Raw genomic sequence first — 19,863 nt, 5'->3', positions numbered from 1 at the left:
ACTGTAGGCTGTTCGCTGACTTTTTGTCCGCAGACGGTACGGACACGATGGTGACTGTATGAAAGGAGATCCAGCGCCACCAATGGCCGTGTGTAGGCCCACTGTTCAGACGCCTCCGAAACTCTCTATGGAGAATCCATGACGCGTACTTTATTGGTTATTTGCACTGTGTTGTCACTGCTCTCCGGTTGCGGCACGGATAGTTTCCCGCCGGCGTCGGTGATTCCTGAGCATCAGCAGAACAACCCCTGGTATCGGCAAGGCCGGGATGAGATCGGTACCCGCGGCGCGCCGACCGGCGTGGCAAAGAACGTGGTGCTGTTTGTTGGTGACGGCATGGGTATATCAACGGTGACCGCGGCGCGTATTCTTGCCGGCCAACGCGCGGGTATGAGCGGCGAGGAACACCAGCTGTCCTTTGAGCGTTTTCCGTTCACTGGATTGGCCAAGACGTATAATGTGGATGCGCAGACGCCGGACTCGGCAGGCACCATGAGCGCAATGATGACCGGTGTGAAAACCGACTTTGGTGTCTTTGGTATCGACGAGGATGTACGCCGCGGTGATTGCGGTAGTGCAGAGGGTAATGGCCTGGTGACGGCGCTTGAACTTGCCGAAATTGCCGGCAAGTCGACGGGTTTAGTCTCTACTGCCCGACTGACCCACGCCACGCCGGCGGCAACCTATGCCCACTCGGTAGAGCGGGATTGGGAGGATGACAGCACATTACCCGCCGAGGCGCTTGCGGCGGGTTGCAGCGACATCGCCCGACAGTTTGTGGATTTTCGGCAACGACTGGCGAGACGTTATCCGGAGGCGCGCATAGATGGCATTGACATCGCGCTCGGTGGGGGGCGCGCCAATTTCCTACCGGTTGAGGGCTCTGAGCGCGGCAGCGGTCGCCGTGGCGACGCGGATCTGGTTGGTCTCTGGCTGGAGGAAAACCCTGATGGGCACTATGTATCCGACCGGGAAACGCTGCTTGCGGCGCCACCGACCGGTCCGCTGTTTGGTCTCTTTAGTGATTCTCACATGAACTACGAAGGTGATCGGCCCGATGCGCAGCCTTCGCTGACGGACATGACGTTGGCTGCGCTGGAGCGTCTTGTGAAAAATACGAACGGCTTCTTTCTGATGGTGGAGGGGGGTCGAATTGATCATGCCCATCATGCGGGTAATGCCGCTGGTGCACTGGGTGAAACCATCGAGTTGGCTCGGGCGGTGAAAGCGGCTGTCGAGCGTTTGGACCCTGCCAATACTCTGATCATTGTTACCGCAGACCACAGCCATACGCTAACCATGGGCGGTTATCCCCGTCGCGGCAATCCTATTCTCGGGAAGGTGGTACTGCCCGGGGAGGAACAACCCGCGCTCGCGGAAGACGGCCTACCGTACACAACCCTCGGGTATCGCGACGGATTGGGCTTTCGTAATTTTGGTGGTGAAACCAATTCCGACGTTGCCTACGAGCAGCCGCCGTCTACCGGACGTGTGGATCTTACGGATGTGGATACCACCGCTCCCGGATTCCATCAGACTGCGCTGGTGCCCACGGAGGCTGAAACTCACGGGGGCGAAGATGTCGCCGTTTATGCCATTGGCCCCGGTGCGGCCGCGGTCTCGGGCGTGCAGGAACAGAGTAATATATTCCACGTCGTCAATGCGGCGGTGGGCCTCGACATTGCAGCCAGTGCGGCGCTCGCGGACCGTTGATTGATCAGGCGGGGTACAAACCGGAGCGGTGCTTTACGTTTCGAAATAAAGACCACGCCTGCGTTCGGATAAATTCGACCGCAGTGTTCTCATAGGTGGCTTTTGTCACCTTTTTTTATCGTCGGGTATCGTGTTAAATACGCCGCTTCTTAATTCCGAACCCCCTGTTCTTACATGGCTTTAATCGTACAGAAATTTGGCGGGACGTCGGTGGGCTCCACCGAACGTATCGACAATGTTGCCGAGAAAGTGGCGGGTTTCCGCCGCGACGGTCACGACGTGGTTGTTGTGGTCTCGGCGATGTCGGGGGAAACCAACCGGCTGATTGAGCTCGCCAACGCGATTCAGGAGCAGCCCACCCCCCGGGAAATGGATGTGCTGGTGTCCACCGGTGAGCAGGTGACGACAGCGCTGCTGTCGATGGCGCTGCACAAGCGTGGCATCGACGCCAAGTCCTACAACGGTAGTCAGGTGCGAATTCTTACCGACGACGCGCACACCAAGGCTCGCATTCGCAGTATCGATGACGCCCGTATTCACGCCGACCTCAACGCCGGGCGCGTGGTGGTGGTGGCGGGTTTCCAGGGCACCGATGAGCACGGCAATATCACAACCCTCGGTCGGGGTGGCTCGGACACCACCGCGGTGGCACTCGCCGCTGCGCTCAAGGCCGACGAATGCCAGATATACACCGATGTCGACGGCGTTTACACCACGGACCCCCGTATCGTCGACGGTGCGCGACGACTGGAAAAAATCACTTTTGAAGAAATGCTGGAAATGGCCAGTATGGGGTCCAAGGTCCTGCAGATTCGTGCGGTTGAATTCGCGGGGAAATATTCGGTGCCGCTGCGAGTACTGAGCAGTTTCGAAGCGGGTCCGGGCACCCTGATCACGATGGAGGATGAGTTAGACGTGGAAGCGCCAACAATTGCAGGTATTGCGTTTAATCGTGATGAAGCCAAGCTGACCGTATTGGGTGTACCCGATACGCCGGGTGTTGCCTATCAAATACTCGGTCCCATTGGCGAGGCCAACATCGAAGTGGATGTCATACTTCAGAACATCGGTGAAGAGGGTAAGACCGATTTTACCTTTACGGTAGGCCGCGGTGATCTGCCCAGGGCCAGTGCGATCCTGGAGCGAACCGTCGAAGAGCTCGGTGCCGCGGAGCTGCGGGTTGATCCCAAAATCGCGAAGGTTTCAGTGGTCGGCGTGGGCATGCGCTCTCATGCTGGAGTGGCCTCGATCATGTTCAAGGCGCTGGCTGAGGTCGGTGTTAACATACAGATGATCAGTACCTCGGAAATCAAAATCTCGGTTATTATCGAGGAGAAGTTTCTTGAGCTGGCGGTGCGCACCCTGCACTCGGCCTTTGAACTGGATGCCGACCCTGAATTGGCTGGATACGCCAACGCCTGACGGCAGAACGCATACCGACGGATTGGCAGTCTGACCGCAGCCAGTAGCGGATAGACAGCCCCGAACATCGACACCGAACATCGACACAAGGACGCGCGCGATGTTGATACTGACAAGAAAAGTGGGCGAGTCTCTGATGATCGGCGATGACGTCACGATTACCGTGTTGGGCGTCAAGGGAAACCAGGTGCGAATCGGCGTTAAGGCACCCCGAGACGTGGCGGTACACCGCGAGGAAATTCTTAACCGAATTCAGGACGCCGAAGCCGACACCGACCCCGAGCAAAATTCTTCTGACTGACTGCACAACGGCGGTTTTGCATCGCGTTTTGGTGTGGTAGCCTACGCGACCTCTGGAGAAGTGGCCGAGTGGCTGAAGGCGCGCCCCTGCTAAGGGCGTATACGTTAATAGCGTATCGAGGGTTCGAATCCCTCCTTCTCCGCCAGACACAAAAATGGCCCCAACGGGGCCTTTTTTGTGTCTGCTGATAAGGCGGTGTGGACGAAGCCTCCGGTTCGACAAAACGCGACCAAAGGAGCGTTTTGGACGGCGGAGCCTGCGACGCCGCCCCCAAGGCTGTTCGAATATATCCCTCGGCTCTCCGGCTCTCCCCACTTAAAGGGGGATGCACCGATATTCACTAAACCCTGTTGATGATGAAGAGTCCGGTTTGCTCAATGGGCGCCGTTGGCTATTGTGTTGACAACCCGGCCCGCGAAACCTTCTTTGGCGTGCTGAAACGGGAGCGCACTCACCACACAAAATATCGGACGTTGGATATCGTTAGAGCCGATATATTTGACTAGATCGAGCGGTTCGATAATCCTCGTATGCGAAGAAGAGTGGCTAGACAAGACCTGAAGTTTTCAGGCGTTTTAAACCCGCCATGGAAATGGGGTAGAACTAGGGCGTCACAATGAATGGTAGGAAGCGGGAGAGCCGATGATGAAGAGCCATAACATCTATTCAGTGGAGCTTGAGCAGAACAGAGCTAACTACGCACCGCTCTCTCCATTGAGCTTCCTCGCCCGCTCTGCTGAGGTCTATCCTGATAAAACGGCGATAGTCCACCAGAGTCTTCGCCGCACCTGGGCGGAAGTCTATCTTCGCTGTTGCCGGCTTGCGGGCGCGCTGAGCTCACGGGGTATTGGAGGAGGGGATACGGTAGCCCTCATGGCGCCAAATCTTCCTGAAACGTTTGAAGCGCACTTCGGGGTGCCCATGGCGGGCGCGGTGCTCAACGCAATCAACGTCCGCCTCGATGCCGAAACAGTGAGTTTCATTCTTAAACATGGCGAAGCCAAGGCGGTGCTGGTGGACCGCGAGTTCTCGGAAGTGGTTCAGCGTGCCCTGAGCGGCCTAGATCAAAAACCGCTCGTAATTGATATCGATGATCCCTTTTTCGAAGGTGGAGAACTCATCGGCGAGAAAGATTACGAAGCGCTGCTCAGTGAAGGCGACCCGAACTTTGCCTGGCAGATGCCAGAAGATGAATGGGAAGCGATTACGCTGAACTATACGTCCGGTACCACCGGCGATCCGAAAGGGGTGGTCTACCACCACCGGGGCGCTTACCTGAATGCTATCAGCAATCTGGTGTGCTGGGATATGGGTCATCACCCCGTATACCTTTGGACCCTTCCCATGTTCCACTGCAATGGCTGGTGTTTTCCCTGGACGCTGGCGGCATCGGCCGGTACTAGTGTCTGCCTGCGTCATGTGCGCTCGGACCATATCTTCGATGCAATACGCCGGGAAAGGGTGGATCATTTTTGCGCTGCTCCCATCGTGCTCAATTTGCTCAACAACGCTGTCAGCGACATGAAGTCGGGCATAGACCATGAGGTCAAGGTGATGACTGCCGGTGCCGCTCCGCCCGCCTCAGTGATAGCGGGCATGGAGCAGATGGGCTTTCAAGTGACGCACGTTTATGGGCTCACGGAGACCTATGGTCCAAGCGTTGTTTGCGCCTGGCAGGATAATTGGGATGAAAAAAGTGCGGCAGAAAAGGCTCGCCTTAAATCGCGGCAAGGGGTACGCGCGCCCATGCAGGAAGGGCTGATGGTGGTTGATCCTGAGACGCTCGAGCCTGTGCCCAGAGATGGCGAGACTTTGGGCGAAGTGGTGATGCGCGGCAACCTAGTCATGAAAGGTTATCTCAAAAATCCCGACACGACCGCAAAGTCCTTTTCCGGTGGTTGGTTTCACTCGGGGGACCTCGCTGTTTGGCACCCAGATGGCTACATCGAAATCAAGGACCGTTCCAAAGATATCATCATTTCCGGGGGTGAGAATATTTCTTCTATCGAGGTGGAGGACGTGCTCTTTCGTCATCCGTCTGTGCTGGAAGCTGCAGTCGTTGCGATGCAGGATGGGAAGTGGGGCGAGGTTCCCTGTGCTTTCATAACCTTAAAGTCTGACAAGGAAGAGGTTACTGAACAGAACATTATCGACTTCTGCCGAGACAAGCTTGCATCTTTCAAGATGCCGAAAAAGGTGATTTTCACAGACCTGCCGAAGACATCAACGGGCAAGATTCAAAAGTATGTCCTACGCCAGCTAGCGAATGGTAAATAATGCAGGCCATCAACTCGTTGGCAGGTTAGGGCGCCCCTTAAAGGGAGAGGGCACATCGAACGACAGGCACGCAACGTAAGGATCTCCCGTTTGGCATTTTTGAGCTCTGCATCCAATTCAGCGGATTTATCGGGTTTTGCCGCTTTGACCCACTTATGTGGCCGTGGGCAGATACACCGAGACGCTCGCTGACTTCAGCGACTGAATAGTCGCGCTCCAGGACCTGGTAAACGGCTTCGTCTTTGAATTCCGGTGTTTATCGCTGGTTGCTCATGGTGTTCCCATCTCTACTCATAGAATAGGCTAGAAATCTCCACAAACCAGGGGAGGTCCAAACAACCGACGTCGGCCCAGCTCCTCAACGAAAGTTAAGTTGGCAGTGCCCTCTTTACTCAAAAATGGAACTACTCTTCTGAACGTCGCCGGAGGCGATCCACTGCGCTCCTGGCGAGAAACAAGATCATCAGTGCCAGGTACACGAATGAAAAGGGGATCGACACGGAGATCGCGAGTTCCTGCATGGCAGTGATGCCGGATTGGGCTGACACCACGGTTACGGTCGTTCCCAGGGCAACGCCCCAAAGGAGTATCGTACCCCGGGAAGGCGTTGTGACCGATTCGTACATGAATTCTGCAAGCACGTAGATCATTGGCGCGCCTGTTGTGATTAAAAATAGTGCCGATAGCAGAAGTACAAACCCTGCAAATGCATCGCCTGCGGGCAGTTGATGCAAGAAGGTGTACACCGCCTGAGACGCGCTGAGATCCTCGAACAGCTGTGGCGCCTGCTCGAGGATTGCGGCTGCAGCATTACCCATGACCCCAAACCAAATGGTGATCAGCGCCGTGGGGACTACCGTGATGACCAGCAGAACCTCGCGGACAGTTCGTCCGTAGCTAATTTTGGCGAAGTAGGCGCTAATGATTACGCTCATGCCCAGCCACCAGAGCATGTAAGACGCGGGCCAGACCAGCCGGAACGCCCTCACTGCTTCATCTTGTGCGCCTGTCAGAATGAAAGGGAGCGTGAATAGGAGTTTGCCGTAGGCGACGACGGAAGAAACCAGGCCCCAAAGTAATTCAATGGGGTTACACAGCAGGAACACGGTTGCGAGGAACAGGTGCGCAAGTATGAAGTTGTAGCGGCTGAGTCGTCCGATGCCGGATTTCAGGCCGGTCAGCGCTACGGCGACAAAACAGGCCGCCATAACCACCGAGACGATGGGCGCAAACACTTTTGTGGTTGCACCGAGTTGAAAGCTATCAATCAGTCCACCGGCGACCTGTTGAGTTATCAGTGCCAGACCCACGGAACTGCTGAACCAGCATGACACGATGCCAGCGTAGTCGCTGATACCGGCGAGGAAAGTTCGGGACTTCGGATACGGGGCAGGTATCACCACATCGGCAATGCCCTTGAAGCCGAAGGCGTCGCTGCGGTTGTAACTGGCGTAGGCGAACGCGGCAGCAAGGAGACTCCAGGGCCCCCAGCCGTGAAAGCCCCACATATAGATGGCTAGCGCATTCGCGGTTGCCTGCTCGTTCGCGCCGCCCTCGAAGAGTAGCCGCACGTGTTGGAGATGCTCCAGGGGTTGGTACACACTGAAGCCGATCAGACTGCCGCCCATCGCGCCGCTGAAAATCATTCCAATCCACGTTGTTCGCGAGAACTCTGTGACGGCGTCTGCGCCACCGATTCTTATCCGGCCCAGAGGCGAAAATGCAATAGCAAATACGGCAACCACGAGAATGCTAAACGTGTTTACGTACACCACATCCCAGCGGGCCATGAAGCGCGTGCTGAAACTCCGCGCTGCAGCGGTCATCGTGTCGGGGGCAATGAGTGCCATCGCCGTAATCAGCACGGCAGTGACCGCGATCGGCACGAAGGCCGGGTTGAAAACTCTAGGTTGTACGTTTTTGATGTTCATCATGTGGCGCCCACAAGCAATGCCTTCCTCGATGATTCAAGCCTGAGATCCCTGCGCTTAACACGCCCGATCGTGGCGTTCTCCGTAAGGATATCCTCGACGGCGCCTCGAAGCTCTATCGGCGCTTGCGATGACATTTCCGGAGTGTGGATCAAAAAGGTGTGCTCATTTGCGTTATTAACGCCAGTACTTGCGTCGGTAAGCCCTGGCAGATCGATAATTTCGGCATGTGGAACGGCGCTGAAGGCGAGTTCACCTGAGGCGACGTGCCGTATCTGTTGGTCGTAATGTGTCATGCGCTCATTGCTCCCCATCCGAGTTTTCTTGCTTCGGCGCGTTCACAATCGAGGTGCGCTACGCCTGTGAGTACACATCCCTGATTCATGCACCCTATTACTAAAAAGTGAATAAATAAACAAAAAAACACACTAATATGATAATCAGCCTTGACTATTATTAAATGTGTGCCATACGATCATGCAAAGTATGGATTAAAGCAATTCGGTTGCGTGAATACGCGCTAATCCTGTAGGTACCAAAACACAAGACTCACAAGACTAAGCCCCAAAGGTAGTCGCTCAAGGAGACAACGGAATGATAATTGAGAAGAATCGTTTGAGCTCGCACGTCAGGCTTGCAATTAGCGCAACGTTAGCGGCGGGAGTAGCGGGTGGAGGTGCCAATGCGGTGCACGCCCAGAAACTCGAGGAAGTTGTGGTCACAGCCCAGAAGCGCGAATCTTCGCTGCAGGACACGCCGATCTCTCTTAACGTACTGACGGAATCGACACTTTCCGATCAAAATATTGCGAACTTCGACGATTACGTACAACTTCTCCCGAACGTTTCGTTTGCCTCCAAGGGGCCTGGTGCGTCCAATGTGTATATGCGCGGCGTGGCCGCAGCTAACCAGCGGGAGATTGCCAACCAGTCTGGCAGCGTCCCGACGGTAGCCATATATTTGGACGAACAGCCGGTGACCACAATCAACCGGAATCTCGATGTGCACATTTACGACGTTGCGCGTATCGAGGTGCTGAGTGGTCCTCAGGGCACGCTTTTCGGCTCCAGTTCCATGGCCGGCGCCTTGCGTATCATTACCAATAAGCCGGATCCCACCGGATTCGACGGCGGATTTGAGGGGCGGCTGTCCTCCACCAAGGACGGAGAGCTTAACAACCTGACGCAGGGTTTTATCAACGTGCCGATCTCTGATCGAGCGGCGATACGCGCCGTCGTCTACAACCTCCAGGACGGGGGTTATATCGATAACGAGTTCGGCACAAATGACCACCCGGTCACGATTGGACCTGGGTACACCCTGACTCAGGGGCCCAACACTGCGTATGCCGGGGATGACTTCAATGATGTCAGCAAGGTCGGATACAGGCTGTCTGGTCTTTACAATATCTCGGACGATTGGTCTGTTGAAGGCGCCGTAATTGGCCAAACCCTTGAGACAGACGGAGTATTTGATTATGAGGATCGCCTCGGTGAGCTGTCAGTTAGACGCTTTAACGACGACCGGTCCGAAGATGAATTCCAGCAGTATAGCCTGACTGTAGAAGGCCGCGTTGGATCGCTTGATGTGCTCTATGCGGGCTCGTTTCTCGACAGGGAGACCGACTTCGCCACTGACTACACCGGCTACGGGCAGGCGGGTCCGTTTATGGATTTCTACACGTGCAGCTATAACTCCAGTTATTCAGACTTGATTATACCTGGCGAGGTGATGGCTTCCTGCTCACAGCAGGACTACTACTCTCAAGGGTCTGTTCGTGAAGATCGTGTAACCCATGAATTGCGTGTGTCGACGTCTTCTGATCGTCGACTATCAGCGGTTGCCGGGGTCTTCTATCAGGATTCTGATGTGGAGAATAAAGCGAGCTGGCTGCTGAATGACGTCTTTGCCATTGCCGGGGACAATAACCCTGGGTTCAGCGATGTCGCGATCGCAGATGGCGGGGGCGGGGTGCTTGGGCAGCTTGGCAGTACATTCCTGATCAATACTGATCGCACCGAAGAACAGCTTGCGCTGTTCGGTGAAGTCACCTTCCAGGTGATAGAAGACCTGCTTGCAGTTACAGGCGGTGTGCGCTGGTTTGACATTGATTCCGGCCTGGGTGGGAATGTCGGTGGTCAGTTCGGCCCGAGCGGTCCGCCTCTGGATAAGTCTCGTACCGACAGGGATGAAATTTACAAACTTTCGGTCAGTTTCACGCCTACCGAGGATTCACTCTACTACGCGACGTTTTCACAGGGCTTCCGGCCCGGTTTCTTCAATCGTGTGTCAGGTCCTGCCGGGCAAGGCGTGGTTATCCCCGAAGGATTCGAGCCCGATATTCTCGACAACTATGAACTGGGATGGAAGCTTTCCTTTTTGGATCAGCGTTTTCAGTTCAACGGCGCGGCATATTTCATGGAATGGGGAGATTTGCAGCAAACCTTTAGCGACTCGCAGGTTTCAGCTTTTGCATTCATGACGAACACAGCCGATGCTGAGATCTATGGCATAGAAGGGGACTTCGCATTCGCCGTAAGCGAGGCATTGACCCTAACAGGTGCCTACTCTTGGCTGAATGCTGAACTCACAAGTGACTTCGAAGCCCCCGGCGTCAGCGACGTTTTCGTCGCGGAAAAGGGGACTCCGCTGCCGTTTGCGCCAGAGTTCTCTGGCAACTTGACGCTGCGCTATGAAGCGCCATTTACGGAATCGCTGACCGGGTATTTTCAGGGAACCGCAGCGTATACGGGCGAGCAGGAAAACGCACTGCTCGACACGGTAACGGGTCCAGTCCAGACGATGGATGCGTATACGCTGGTGAACGCAGCTGCCGGTGTGATTTCCGGTCAATGGCAAGTCGAACTGTTCGCGACCAACCTTACGGATGAGCGTGCCGAACTGTTTATCAACGACTTTGATTATAACCGGCGAATTACTACGAACCGTCCTCGAACTATCGGCGCGCGCATTATGTACGACTTTTGATTGATGAGGTCACCGTGTTTCGGGAGAGCGCTCATTACAAGCCGGGGGCTCGGGACTCGCGCAGAGCCGTCGGCGGAATAATCAACCGAGTGTGGAGATGCATTGCAGCACTTTCTCTGGCGCTGATTAGTCCGATAGGCGTTGCCGATGACCGGCCGAATATCATTCTCATCGTAACGGACAACCAGAGCGACAAGCTGTTAGGTGTCTATGGGAATGAGGATGTCAGGACACCAAATATTGACGCCCTTGCCTCACAGGGCACGCGCTTCACCCGAGCGTTCGCCGCAAGCGGCGTTTGCTCACCGACGCGCGCGTCCTTGTTGACCGGACTAATGCCGTCGCAGCATGGTGTCCATAACGGTTTGCCGAGTGTCTTCGATCTGGAAGACTACTCAGCCATCGAAGAGTTTCGCAGCATGCCCCAAACGCTGTCCGAAGCGGGTTACCGAACTGCGATGATTGGAAAATACCATCTTGGCGTTCCGGACTCGCCGCAAATCGGTTTCGACTACTGGGTCGTGCTGCCCTCGGGACACACGACCACGTTTTATGACCTTGAGGTAATCGACAACGGACAGCGATACCGTGTAAAAGATGAGCATTTGACAGATTTCTGGACACGGCGTGCGGTGGATTTCATTGAGGAGCAGGATTCCAATGCTCCTTTCTTCCTGTACCTTGCCTATAATGGCCCCTATGGCCTCGCGCCAGTAGTCACCCGCAAGCCGGATAATCGCCACGCGGACTATTATCGGAGGCACGTACCCAGCTTTCCACAGGAACCCGTGCACCCCTTTCTGCGCAATTACGCGATTGAGGCAAGCAGCGGGGATCACATCCTTGTTGAGCAGGCCGCAAATAGGGATTGGCTGATTGAGGACCCGATGGAACTCGGTGATCTGGGGGCGAAGATCGAATTTTCCTACGCGTGGCAGACTATCCACGCGCTTAATAACAACGAAGCAATGATCAACCTGGCGTCACAAGTGACCATGATTGATGACGGCGTCGCTGCCGTGGCGGAGGCTTTACAAAAGAAGGGCCTGAATGAGAACACCGTTATCGTTTTTACTGCAGACCAGGGTGCTGCATTCGGTCAGCATGGTTTGTGGGGCAACAGTTCAGCAGCGAGCCCTTTCACTGCTCAAAGAGAGCATTTGCAGGTGCCCCTCATTGTTAACGACCCGAGGGTCGCTGAAGGGCCTGAAACCTCAGCGAACATCATCAATCAGGTCGATATTTTCCCAACGGTGTTGGAGCTGGCTGGTCTTGGAGATATAGAAATCGCCAACAGTCCGGGGCGAAGTTTCGCACCACTGCTGCGCGGCGAGTCACCGGAGTGGGACGATGCTGCGTATTTCGAATACATTACCACCCGAGCCATCGTAACCTCCGAGTGGAAGTACGTTAAGCGGATCTTTGGCCAGCCATCAGAACTTTACCACCTTGCGTCTGACCCTGGAGAACGTCACAACATCATCAATGACCCCGATAAGGCGGCGACGCTGGTGTGGCTCGATGGTCGGCTTACCGATTTCTTTTCTGAGTTCAGTAACGAGAAGTACGACCCCTGGAGGGGCGGCACCGCCAAGGCTTTGATGATGTACTGGGATTACAATGAAGACTTTGAGAGTACTTTCACGGACTGGAGGCCGCCTTTTGTGGAGAGGCAAGAACGGTTTTCCGATTTACCCCGCTAGCACTTTATAGGGGACGCTACAAGCGAGTAGCCCAGTGGATACAGGCGCGCATTGCTACTTTTGCCGGCCAAAGCGAATCATAGGAGCGAAAGCGCCCGTCGCCGTTGCGGGCCGATTGATTTCCGATCCATGACGACCTGAGCGAGTCGCCATCCGCCTTTTTTGCAGGTCGGCAGAGCTTCTCCTTAACGAGTACCACTAACGAGTGTCACTACATTACGCATACCGCAAACGATCGCCCGGGAGCGACCAGTACGTAGAACGCTCATCTTTTTGACTGTCAGGGCAACCGCAAAGTTCTTAGTCTATGATCTTCGAAACCGTCGGCGGCGGGACGTTGTAGCTCTGCGTCGCCGGGCACGCGAGCATCAATTACTGCCCTTCGGGCAATGGAGCCGATAGCGATTTTACCGGAGCAAGTAAACCTATGAATCAAGTGAACTTATGAATAGTAAGCTGCTACAACAACTTCCGACCATCGACGACTGTCGTGCACGTGCACGTAGGCGCCTACCGCGATTCCTATTCGATTTTCTTGACGGCGGGACGGATGGTGAGCGTGCCCCCACAAGAAATACATCGGCTTTTTCAGACGTGCTTTTGCCGGCCCGGGTCGGCCGGTCGGTCGATCACCCGGACCTGAGTGTAGAACTGTTCGGTCGACAGTGGGCGCTACCTTTTGGCGTCTCCCCGTGTGGCTATGTCGATCTTGTGGATCCGGGCACGGAAGTAGAAACAGCCCGTGCGGCCGAAGCCCGTGGGGCGCCCTTTATACTGTCGATGTCATCCCTGGCGACGCTGGAGGAGTGCGCGGCAGTAGCGCCGAACAGCACCTGGATGCAGGTGGTCCAGTCTCGCAATCCCGACATTGTGCTGGACATTATCCGGCGAGCCGGCGAGAGCGGCATCAAGGTTCTCGTCGTGACGATGGATGTTCCCAAATCATCGAAACGTAACCGGGATTTGCGCAATGGATTCACGCTGCCGCTGAAACCCAGCCTGAGGCTGCTTTGGGACCTGATGCGGTCACCCTCCTGGGTGGCGTCGACGCTGAAGCGCCCACGTCCCCTGCCGGGGAACTTCATGCCCTATATTCCCAAGGGCGCATCCGTGGCCGGGGCCGCGGCCCGGCTTGAGCACGAGGCAGACTACATCACAACGTGGGAGGATTTCGCGAGTTTTCGCGCAGCCTGGTCTGGCCAAATTGTGGCCAAGGGAATCCAGACGCCTGACGATGCGGCGCGGGCTGTTGAACTCGGTGCAGACGGAATTATTGTTTCCAATCACGGTGGCCGGCAGTTTGATGCCGCGCGCCCGACGATTTCCTGTCTGCCGGCAATCGTCGACAGGGTCCAGGGTGCCGTACCAGTCATGCTGGATAGTGGTGTGCGTAGCGGGCTGGATGTGCTGCGAGCAATTACCCTGGGCGCGCCCATGGTGTTCTCAGGTCGAGCCTTTTACTATGCTGCGGGGGCAATTGGCCGGTATGGCAGTGCGCATGCGTTCGATATTCTGCAATTGGAATTGGAGATAGCCATGCGACAATACGGTACGGCAACGGTCAGTGAGGTATGCCAAAGCCAGCGACCGAACGTCGAGCCGGTAGCAACGTCGACATACACTTATCCTAGCGAGTAGTATCGCAGCGGAGTTTCCTGATGACGCAAACTGCATCCGAACAGCTCAGCAAAGCAAAGGAGCGTCTACGAGCCGGCGACTTTGCCGCTGCCTACGCTTCGGCTGAGGAAGTGCGGTTGGGCGATGAGGGGAATGCCGAGGGCTGGTATCTGTCAGCGGTAGCGTTGCGCCTACAGCGCTCCTATGAAGAGGCGCTTGTACGGCTTCATGAGTTGCAACACCGGTTTCCCAATTTTACGCTGGCACTACAGGAGCGGGGGCATTTGTCTCGTGATCGTGGAGAACAGCCCCATGCCGCGCTGGATTGCTACCTTGAGGCCGTCAGACGTAATCCGACGCTGCGCGCAGCCTGGCAGTCGGTGCTCCGCCTCGCCGTTCAGCTTGGTGATGATGTGCTCAGTGCGCGGGCAAGCGCTCAGCTAACGGAACTAGACGGTATGCCGGTGCCTCTACGGCGCGCAAGGCACGCACTTGCGGAGCGCGATATGGACCGCGCCGAAGTCATCTGCCGCGAGTACCTCCGAGCAAATCCCTTGGATGTCTCCGCAATGCGCCTGCTGGCAGCAATCGGGGTTGAGCGTCAGGTCTATGACGATGCCGAGTATCTACTCGAGAGTGCCCTTGAGGTCGAGCCGGATAATCTCGAAGCGCGCATGGAATACGCTGGGGTGCTGTTCAAGAGACATCGCTACCAGCGCGTGGCCAGTGAACTGAGTAGGCTTCTGACCCTGCAACCCGAACACCTCGCCGCGCTGCTGCTGCGCGGGCATCTGCGCACGGCGACGGGTCGCTATACGGAGGCGTTGCAGGACTATCGTCGTATTGAGCCACGCCTGCAGTCCGATGAGACTTTTCAAGTCGCTATCGGACATGCACTGAAAACCGTGGGTCAGAGCGATGATGCCATCGCCCGATATCGCCGCGCCTACGAACTGCGCCGCGACTTTGGCGACGCGTACTGGAGCCTCGCGAACCTCAAGACCTACCGTTTTACGCCGGACGAGGTAGCGGCAATGGAAGAAGCGCTAGCGAACCCGGGGCTGCGCGATACTGACAGGATCCATCTGAGTTTTTCCCTGGGCAAAGCCCACGAAGACGCGGAACGTTTCGAAAAGGCCTTTCAACACTACGACCGGGGAAATGCTCTGCGCCGCAGGCAAAGCCGCTTTTCAGCGGAGAAATTCGAGAATGGCATGCGCGCCTGCCGGGATGTCTACGCGCCTGGGCTTTTCGAGCGGCTCGCCGGCAGTGGTTCTGCTAACGATGCGCCGATCTTTATCGTCGGCTTACCGCGTTCCGGTTCCACACTCCTCGAACAGATCCTGTCGGCACATTCACAGGTTGAGGGAACCAAGGAATTGGCACACATACCCGGAATTGTACATGAGCTGTCGCGGGGCGTTGGTGATGTCGCCTATCCCGACAATGTTGTAAAGATGGCGGCCGATGAGTTTGCGAGACTCGGTGAGCATTATCTGGAGTCCGCCGCTCAGCAGCGACAGACTTCAGCACCTTACTTCATTGATAAAATGCCCAATAACTTTCGACACGTCGGGCTTATACACTTGATGCTGCCAAATTCCAAAATTATTGACATACGACGCCATCCTACAGCGTGTTGCTTCAGCAATTACAAGCAATTTTTTGCCGAGGGTCAGGAATTCAGTTATAGCTTCGAAGACATCGGGAACTACTATCTTAGTTACCTCGACATCATGGCGCACTGGGATGCAGTGCTTCCGGGCAGGGTCTTGCGCGTTAACTATGAAGCGTTGGTTGGGGACCTCGAGGGCGAACTGCGCCGTGTCCTTGAATATTGTGGTCTGCCCTTCGAAGAGTCCTGTCTCGAGTATCACGCGCAGCAGCGTGCCGTGCGCACCGCCAGTTCCGAACAGGTTCGCCAACCGATCTATCATTCCGGACTCAATGCCTGGCGTTCCTTCGAACCTTTCCTGGGTGACCTCATAAGGATCCTTCAGCCGGCGATAGAGGCTCATCATTCTGAGGTCGCGGAGAACTAGCGAAAAGCGGGGCCGCTGCTGCTTCCATAAGGACCAAGCCCCACCTTCGGTCTGATGCTAGCGTGTTCGTCGCGAGCAGAAATCGAAAAAGCCGGCAATATGCCTTTTTGGGGAGAAGGTCATAGCCTGGTCCGCTCGCTGCCGAGCAGTAGGCGTCCCGTACCGTTTTATCTTGGCGCACAGGCTGCGCGTCGTCATGCTCAGTCCACTGGACAGATACACCGCGCGGTAGCCGCAATCGGTGATCTGGCGAACCGTTGCTCTCTTGAATTTCCGGGGTGACGTTTGTGACTTACTAACACCTCTCTGATAGCCCTTCTGTATGGTCGAAGGATGTAAAGCCAACAGGGGGGTGATTCAATTCTCGAAACTGAGGAATTTGAGATTTACAACGTTGTTGTTTCAGGGGCGATCTTGCGAAGCCCCTATCAATAGTGAATAATAACAATAATAAATACACAGTCGTGAATAAATGTGTCGTTATGGTTGTTTGTAAATTTACTCCGTGAGCTCGTTTTTACCCGACGCCCTATCATTTTTCCGAGGGACTGCTATGACCACTAGTAATGAATTTGAAAGATTGAGCGGTAAGTTATTTATCGACGGACAGACGATAGACGGTGCCAGTCCCGATGAGATCGAAGTCGCTTCCCCCGTAACGGAGGAACGTTTGTGTGGACTTGCCGGTGCAACTGCCGACGAGGTTGAGCGGTGCATCAACATTGCCAACGAGCGCCAAAGAGTATGGGCGGCAGAGAGCTCTCTGGACAGGACTAAGGTACTTCACAAAATCGCGTCTGCGTTCGAAGAAAACGTACCCCATCTTGGGGAGATGATGACCCGTGAAATGGGCAAGCCGATCAAGGAGGCGTGCGACGAAGTCGGCTGGACGGTCACCGCGTTTCGTTATTTTGCCGAGATCGCGCGGCATGAGTACGGACGAGTTCACGGCCCGGTCGTGGCAAACCACTTAAACTACTCGTATCGGGAGCCGCTCGGCGTGGCCGTCATAATTTTACCCTATAACTATCCGGCTGTGCTGATGGCGTGGAGCATGGCCGCCGCCCTCGCCACAGGAAACACGGTGATCGTGAAGCCATCGGAATATGCATCGATTACGACATTGCGGATGGCTGAGGTAGTGGAAGCGGTCGCTCCGGGGCTGGTGCAAGTAGTAACTGGATCAGTTCCGACCGTGCAGGCCCTTGTGAAGAGCCCCAACACCCACATCGTATCCTTCACGGGCAGCGTAAACGGCGCCCGTGCCATCAACGAAATGTGTGCGAGCCAATTCAAGCGCTGTTTGTTAGAAGCCTCGGGCAGCGATCCATTTATTGTGATGCCCAGTTGCGACATGGAATTTGCTGTGCGCGCTGCGACTTTCGCGTCATTCATGAACTGCGGGCAAATCTGCACCTCTACAGAGCGAATGTATGTTCACGAGAGCATCTACACTGAATTCGTGGAGCGGCTCGCAGTGGGCGCGTCGGGACTCAGGATAGGAGACGGCATGGAGCAGACCACGGATGTCGGCCCCATGGCGAATCGTCGCGAGGTCGAAAGAGTAGCGGAGGTGGTAAAGACCGCAGTGAGCGAGGGGGCGGAACTGGTAGCCGGAGGGGCTCGCCCTGATGGTTTTGAGCGAGGCTGGTTTTATCGTCCAACAGTCCTCGCTAACGCTTCACACCAGATGTCAATAATGCGCAATGAAATATTCGGACCCGCGGTGGCGGTGACTAAAGTATCGAGCCTGGACGAGGCCATTCGCCTTGCCAACGATAGTCCTCTCGCGCTCGGTAGCAACGTTTACAGTCAGGACTTGGCTGAGGTCCATGAGTCGATCAGGCGCCTGGAGTCTGGGATGGTCTGGGTAAACGCGCCCCTATTCGACAACGATGCAGGTCCATTCGGTGGCAATAAATCCACGGGTGGCGGACGTGTACTGGGGATCGATGGCCTGCACAGCTTTACCAAGAACAAGTTGGCCTGGATCGACCCGGACCCGAAGTCCGGTCCAATACCAGATTGGTGGTTTCCCTACTGATTACCTTTTCTCGAGCTGGCCCCGGGCTCTCTTTTGTCGCTGTCCGGTCTAGCGAGCCCCATAGCTACGGTTGCCTAAACGGCGCTGTCGCGGGTCTTTACTGCAATGGGCGGTCGAGATTTTGTTGTTTTCCAGCCGCGGCGGTCAGGTAATGTGTTTTTTGGGAAAGAAGATAAACCAAGTGCGACATCGCTAAACCTTTACGTCGACTTAAACCAAGACTGGACTCAGAGGAGTCAATAATGGCCGAACTGTTGTTCGAAACTGGAGGGCGCGTGCGCCATGATACCCCCGCTAAAGGATAAATCGCTTCTTAGGGAGCGCATGCTTGTCAATGGCGCCTGGCGCTCGGCTCACGGCGGAGCCGCTACCGCTGTCTGTGATCCTGCAACCGGTAAAAAGGTGGCGCAGGTGCCCCAAGGAGACGACCGTGATGCACGCGATGCCGTTGATGCGGCCGCAGCAGCGCTGCGGTCCTGGCGCACGTGCTCCGCGAAGGACCGCGGGCAGATCTTGCGCCGTTGGTACGACTTGGTGATGGCTGCGCGCGAAGACCTCGCGCAAATTCTGACACTGGAGCAGGGCAAGCCAATCGCTGAGGCGCGTGCGGAGGTGGCCTCTGCCGCTTCGTTCATTGATTGGTTTGCCGAGGAGGGACGACGAGTTTATGGAGAAACCATTCCGGCGCCGTCGACAGATCAGCGCCTTGTTGTCTGTAAGCAGCCTGTGGGTGTTTGTGCGGCAATAACGCCATGGAATTTTCCTTCGGCTATGGTGACTCGCAAGGTTGCGCCCGCACTCGCCGCTGGCTGTACCATCGTCGTCAAGCCGGCAGAGCAGACGCCGCTCTCGGCGCTTGCCCTGGGGGCACTCGCGGAGCAGGCAGGTCTTCCTGCGGGTGTTTTGAACATTGTGACTGGTGATCCCGTCGCTATAGGAGGCGTTCTCACCGGGGACCCCAATGTCCGCAAGCTCTCTTTTACAGGCTCGACAAAGACAGGAAGGTTGCTGATGGAACAGTGTGCACCGACGCTGAAGCGACTGTCGATGGAGCTTGGTGGCAATGCCCCCTTTATCGTTTTTGAGGACGCCGATCTCGATGCCGCAGTGCAGGGTGCCCTGGCGGCCAAATATCGCAATTCGGGCCAGACCTGTATTTGTGTCAATCGATTTCTGGTTCACGAACAAGTGGCGCAGGCATTTGCGGCCCGAATGGCGAAAGCAGCGGAAGCCTTGCGAGTCGGGCACGGCTGCGAGGAGTCTGTCGAACAGGGCCCGCTCATCGACGCCCAGGCGCTAGCGAAAATGGAGTCAATGATCCTTGATGCTACGGACCGAGGGGCCCGTCTACTCTGCGGTGGAAAGCTCCATGCCATGGGAGGCACCTTCTTTCAGCCCACGGTGATAACAGATGTGACCCCGGATATGGCGCTGAGCCGAGAGGAAATCTTTGGGCCTATCGCTTCAATCGCCACTTTCCGTAATGAAGAAGAAGCCATTGCGATGGCAAATGCGACCGAATACGGGCTTGCCGCTTATTTTTATTCCCGTGATATGGCGCGTCTGTGGCGCGTGGGTAATGCACTCGAGTACGGTATGGTGGGTATTAATACAGGACTCATCGCGAACGAAACAGCGCCTTTTGGAGGTGTAAAGCAGTCTGGCTTCGGTCGCGAAGGATCACGTTACGGTATCGAGGAGTATCTGGATATTCAGTATCTCTGCGTTGGCGGTATAGATTCTTGAGTGCAAACGACTCTGGAGTGCGCCTAAGAGGAAGTAGCGCTGGTGCAGGCTAAATCCGGGAAAGCACGGGAATACGCAG

The 19,863-nt window shown here is 55.9% G+C and carries 12 protein-coding genes, 1 tRNA gene and 2 pseudogenes; 12 read left to right on the top strand and 3 right to left on the bottom strand.

Features of this window, described 5'->3' with window-relative positions:
• Nucleotides 1-138: 138 nt before the first annotated feature.
• From NOR51B_RS00500 to NOR51B_RS00480, 6 genes and pseudogenes are all read left to right on the top strand, one after another.
• Nucleotides 139-1,713 (top strand): alkaline phosphatase, encoded by a 1,575-nt coding sequence (locus NOR51B_RS00500; protein ID WP_040481452.1) that lies wholly within the window; start codon nucleotides 139-141, stop codon nucleotides 1,711-1,713.
• A 174-nt stretch (nucleotides 1,714-1,887) separates the two neighbouring features.
• Nucleotides 1,888-3,135, top strand: a complete 1,248-nt coding sequence (locus NOR51B_RS00495) for an aspartate kinase (RefSeq protein WP_009020272.1) — start codon at nucleotides 1,888-1,890, stop codon at nucleotides 3,133-3,135.
• 100 nt (nucleotides 3,136-3,235) lie between these two features.
• Nucleotides 3,236-3,436, top strand: coding sequence for a carbon storage regulator CsrA (csrA, locus tag NOR51B_RS00490; protein WP_009019416.1), 201 nt, complete (start codon nucleotides 3,236-3,238; stop codon nucleotides 3,434-3,436).
• Between the two features lie 54 nt (nucleotides 3,437-3,490).
• A tRNA-Ser gene (locus tag NOR51B_RS00485) sits at nucleotides 3,491-3,581 on the top strand.
• Nucleotides 3,582-3,804: 223 nt separating this feature from the next.
• A pseudogene (locus NOR51B_RS15600) lies at nucleotides 3,805-4,056 on the top strand (IS3 family transposase); the annotation flags it as partial.
• A 22-nt stretch (nucleotides 4,057-4,078) separates the two neighbouring features.
• Nucleotides 4,079-5,713, top strand: a complete 1,635-nt coding sequence (locus tag NOR51B_RS00480; RefSeq protein WP_009019882.1) for an acyl-CoA synthetase — start codon at nucleotides 4,079-4,081, stop codon at nucleotides 5,711-5,713.
• Between the two features lie 65 nt (nucleotides 5,714-5,778).
• On the opposite strand, the pseudogene NOR51B_RS15875 reads toward NOR51B_RS00480, so the two are convergent.
• The 3 genes and pseudogenes from NOR51B_RS15875 to NOR51B_RS00470 form a co-directional block, all read right to left on the bottom strand.
• Nucleotides 5,779-5,933 (bottom strand): annotated as a pseudogene (locus NOR51B_RS15875) (transposase); the annotation flags it as partial.
• A 184-nt stretch (nucleotides 5,934-6,117) separates the two neighbouring features.
• Nucleotides 6,118-7,647 carry a BCCT family transporter gene (locus tag NOR51B_RS00475; protein WP_040481449.1) on the bottom strand — a complete coding sequence of 510 codons (1,530 nt, stop codon included), beginning with the start codon at nucleotides 7,645-7,647 and terminating at the stop codon, nucleotides 6,118-6,120.
• Nucleotides 7,644-7,940 (bottom strand): hypothetical protein, encoded by a 297-nt coding sequence (locus NOR51B_RS00470; protein ID WP_154647564.1) that lies wholly within the window; start codon nucleotides 7,938-7,940, stop codon nucleotides 7,644-7,646. Before NOR51B_RS00470 ends, NOR51B_RS00475 begins: the two co-directional genes overlap by 4 nt.
• A gap of 418 nt (nucleotides 7,941-8,358) precedes the next feature.
• Here NOR51B_RS00470 and NOR51B_RS00465 point away from each other — a divergent pair, with 418 nt between their 5' ends.
• The 6 genes from NOR51B_RS00465 (at nucleotide 8,359) to NOR51B_RS00440 (ending at nucleotide 19,784) form a co-directional block, all read left to right on the top strand.
• Complete coding sequence (locus NOR51B_RS00465; RefSeq protein WP_195891455.1) at nucleotides 8,359-10,632, top strand: TonB-dependent receptor; 2,274 nt, start codon at nucleotides 8,359-8,361, stop codon at nucleotides 10,630-10,632.
• Between the two features lie 89 nt (nucleotides 10,633-10,721).
• The gene (locus tag NOR51B_RS00460) at nucleotides 10,722-12,335 is read left to right on the top strand and encodes a sulfatase-like hydrolase/transferase (RefSeq protein ID WP_009020597.1); all 1,614 of its coding nucleotides are present in this window, start codon (nucleotides 10,722-10,724) and stop codon (nucleotides 12,333-12,335) included.
• 444 nt (nucleotides 12,336-12,779) lie between these two features.
• Nucleotides 12,780-13,973 (top strand): alpha-hydroxy acid oxidase, encoded by a 1,194-nt coding sequence (locus NOR51B_RS00455; protein WP_050759377.1) that lies wholly within the window; start codon nucleotides 12,780-12,782, stop codon nucleotides 13,971-13,973.
• Between the two features lie 20 nt (nucleotides 13,974-13,993).
• Entirely contained in the window at nucleotides 13,994-15,994 is a 2,001-nt protein-coding gene (locus tag NOR51B_RS00450; protein WP_009018944.1) for a tetratricopeptide repeat-containing sulfotransferase family protein, read from the top strand.
• A gap of 553 nt (nucleotides 15,995-16,547) precedes the next feature.
• Nucleotides 16,548-18,038, top strand: a complete 1,491-nt coding sequence (locus NOR51B_RS00445; RefSeq protein WP_040481443.1) for an aldehyde dehydrogenase family protein — start codon at nucleotides 16,548-16,550, stop codon at nucleotides 18,036-18,038.
• A 282-nt stretch (nucleotides 18,039-18,320) separates the two neighbouring features.
• Nucleotides 18,321-19,784 (top strand): NAD-dependent succinate-semialdehyde dehydrogenase, encoded by a 1,464-nt coding sequence (locus tag NOR51B_RS00440; RefSeq protein WP_040481441.1) that lies wholly within the window; start codon nucleotides 18,321-18,323, stop codon nucleotides 19,782-19,784.
• Nucleotides 19,785-19,863 lie beyond the last annotated feature (79 nt).

This window comes from Luminiphilus syltensis NOR5-1B (assembly GCF_000158175.1).
GTDB lineage: Bacteria > Pseudomonadota > Gammaproteobacteria > Pseudomonadales > Halieaceae > Luminiphilus > Luminiphilus syltensis.
The sequence above is the reverse complement of the archived record's forward strand: the minus strand, read 5'-3'. Positions and strand labels throughout refer to the sequence as shown.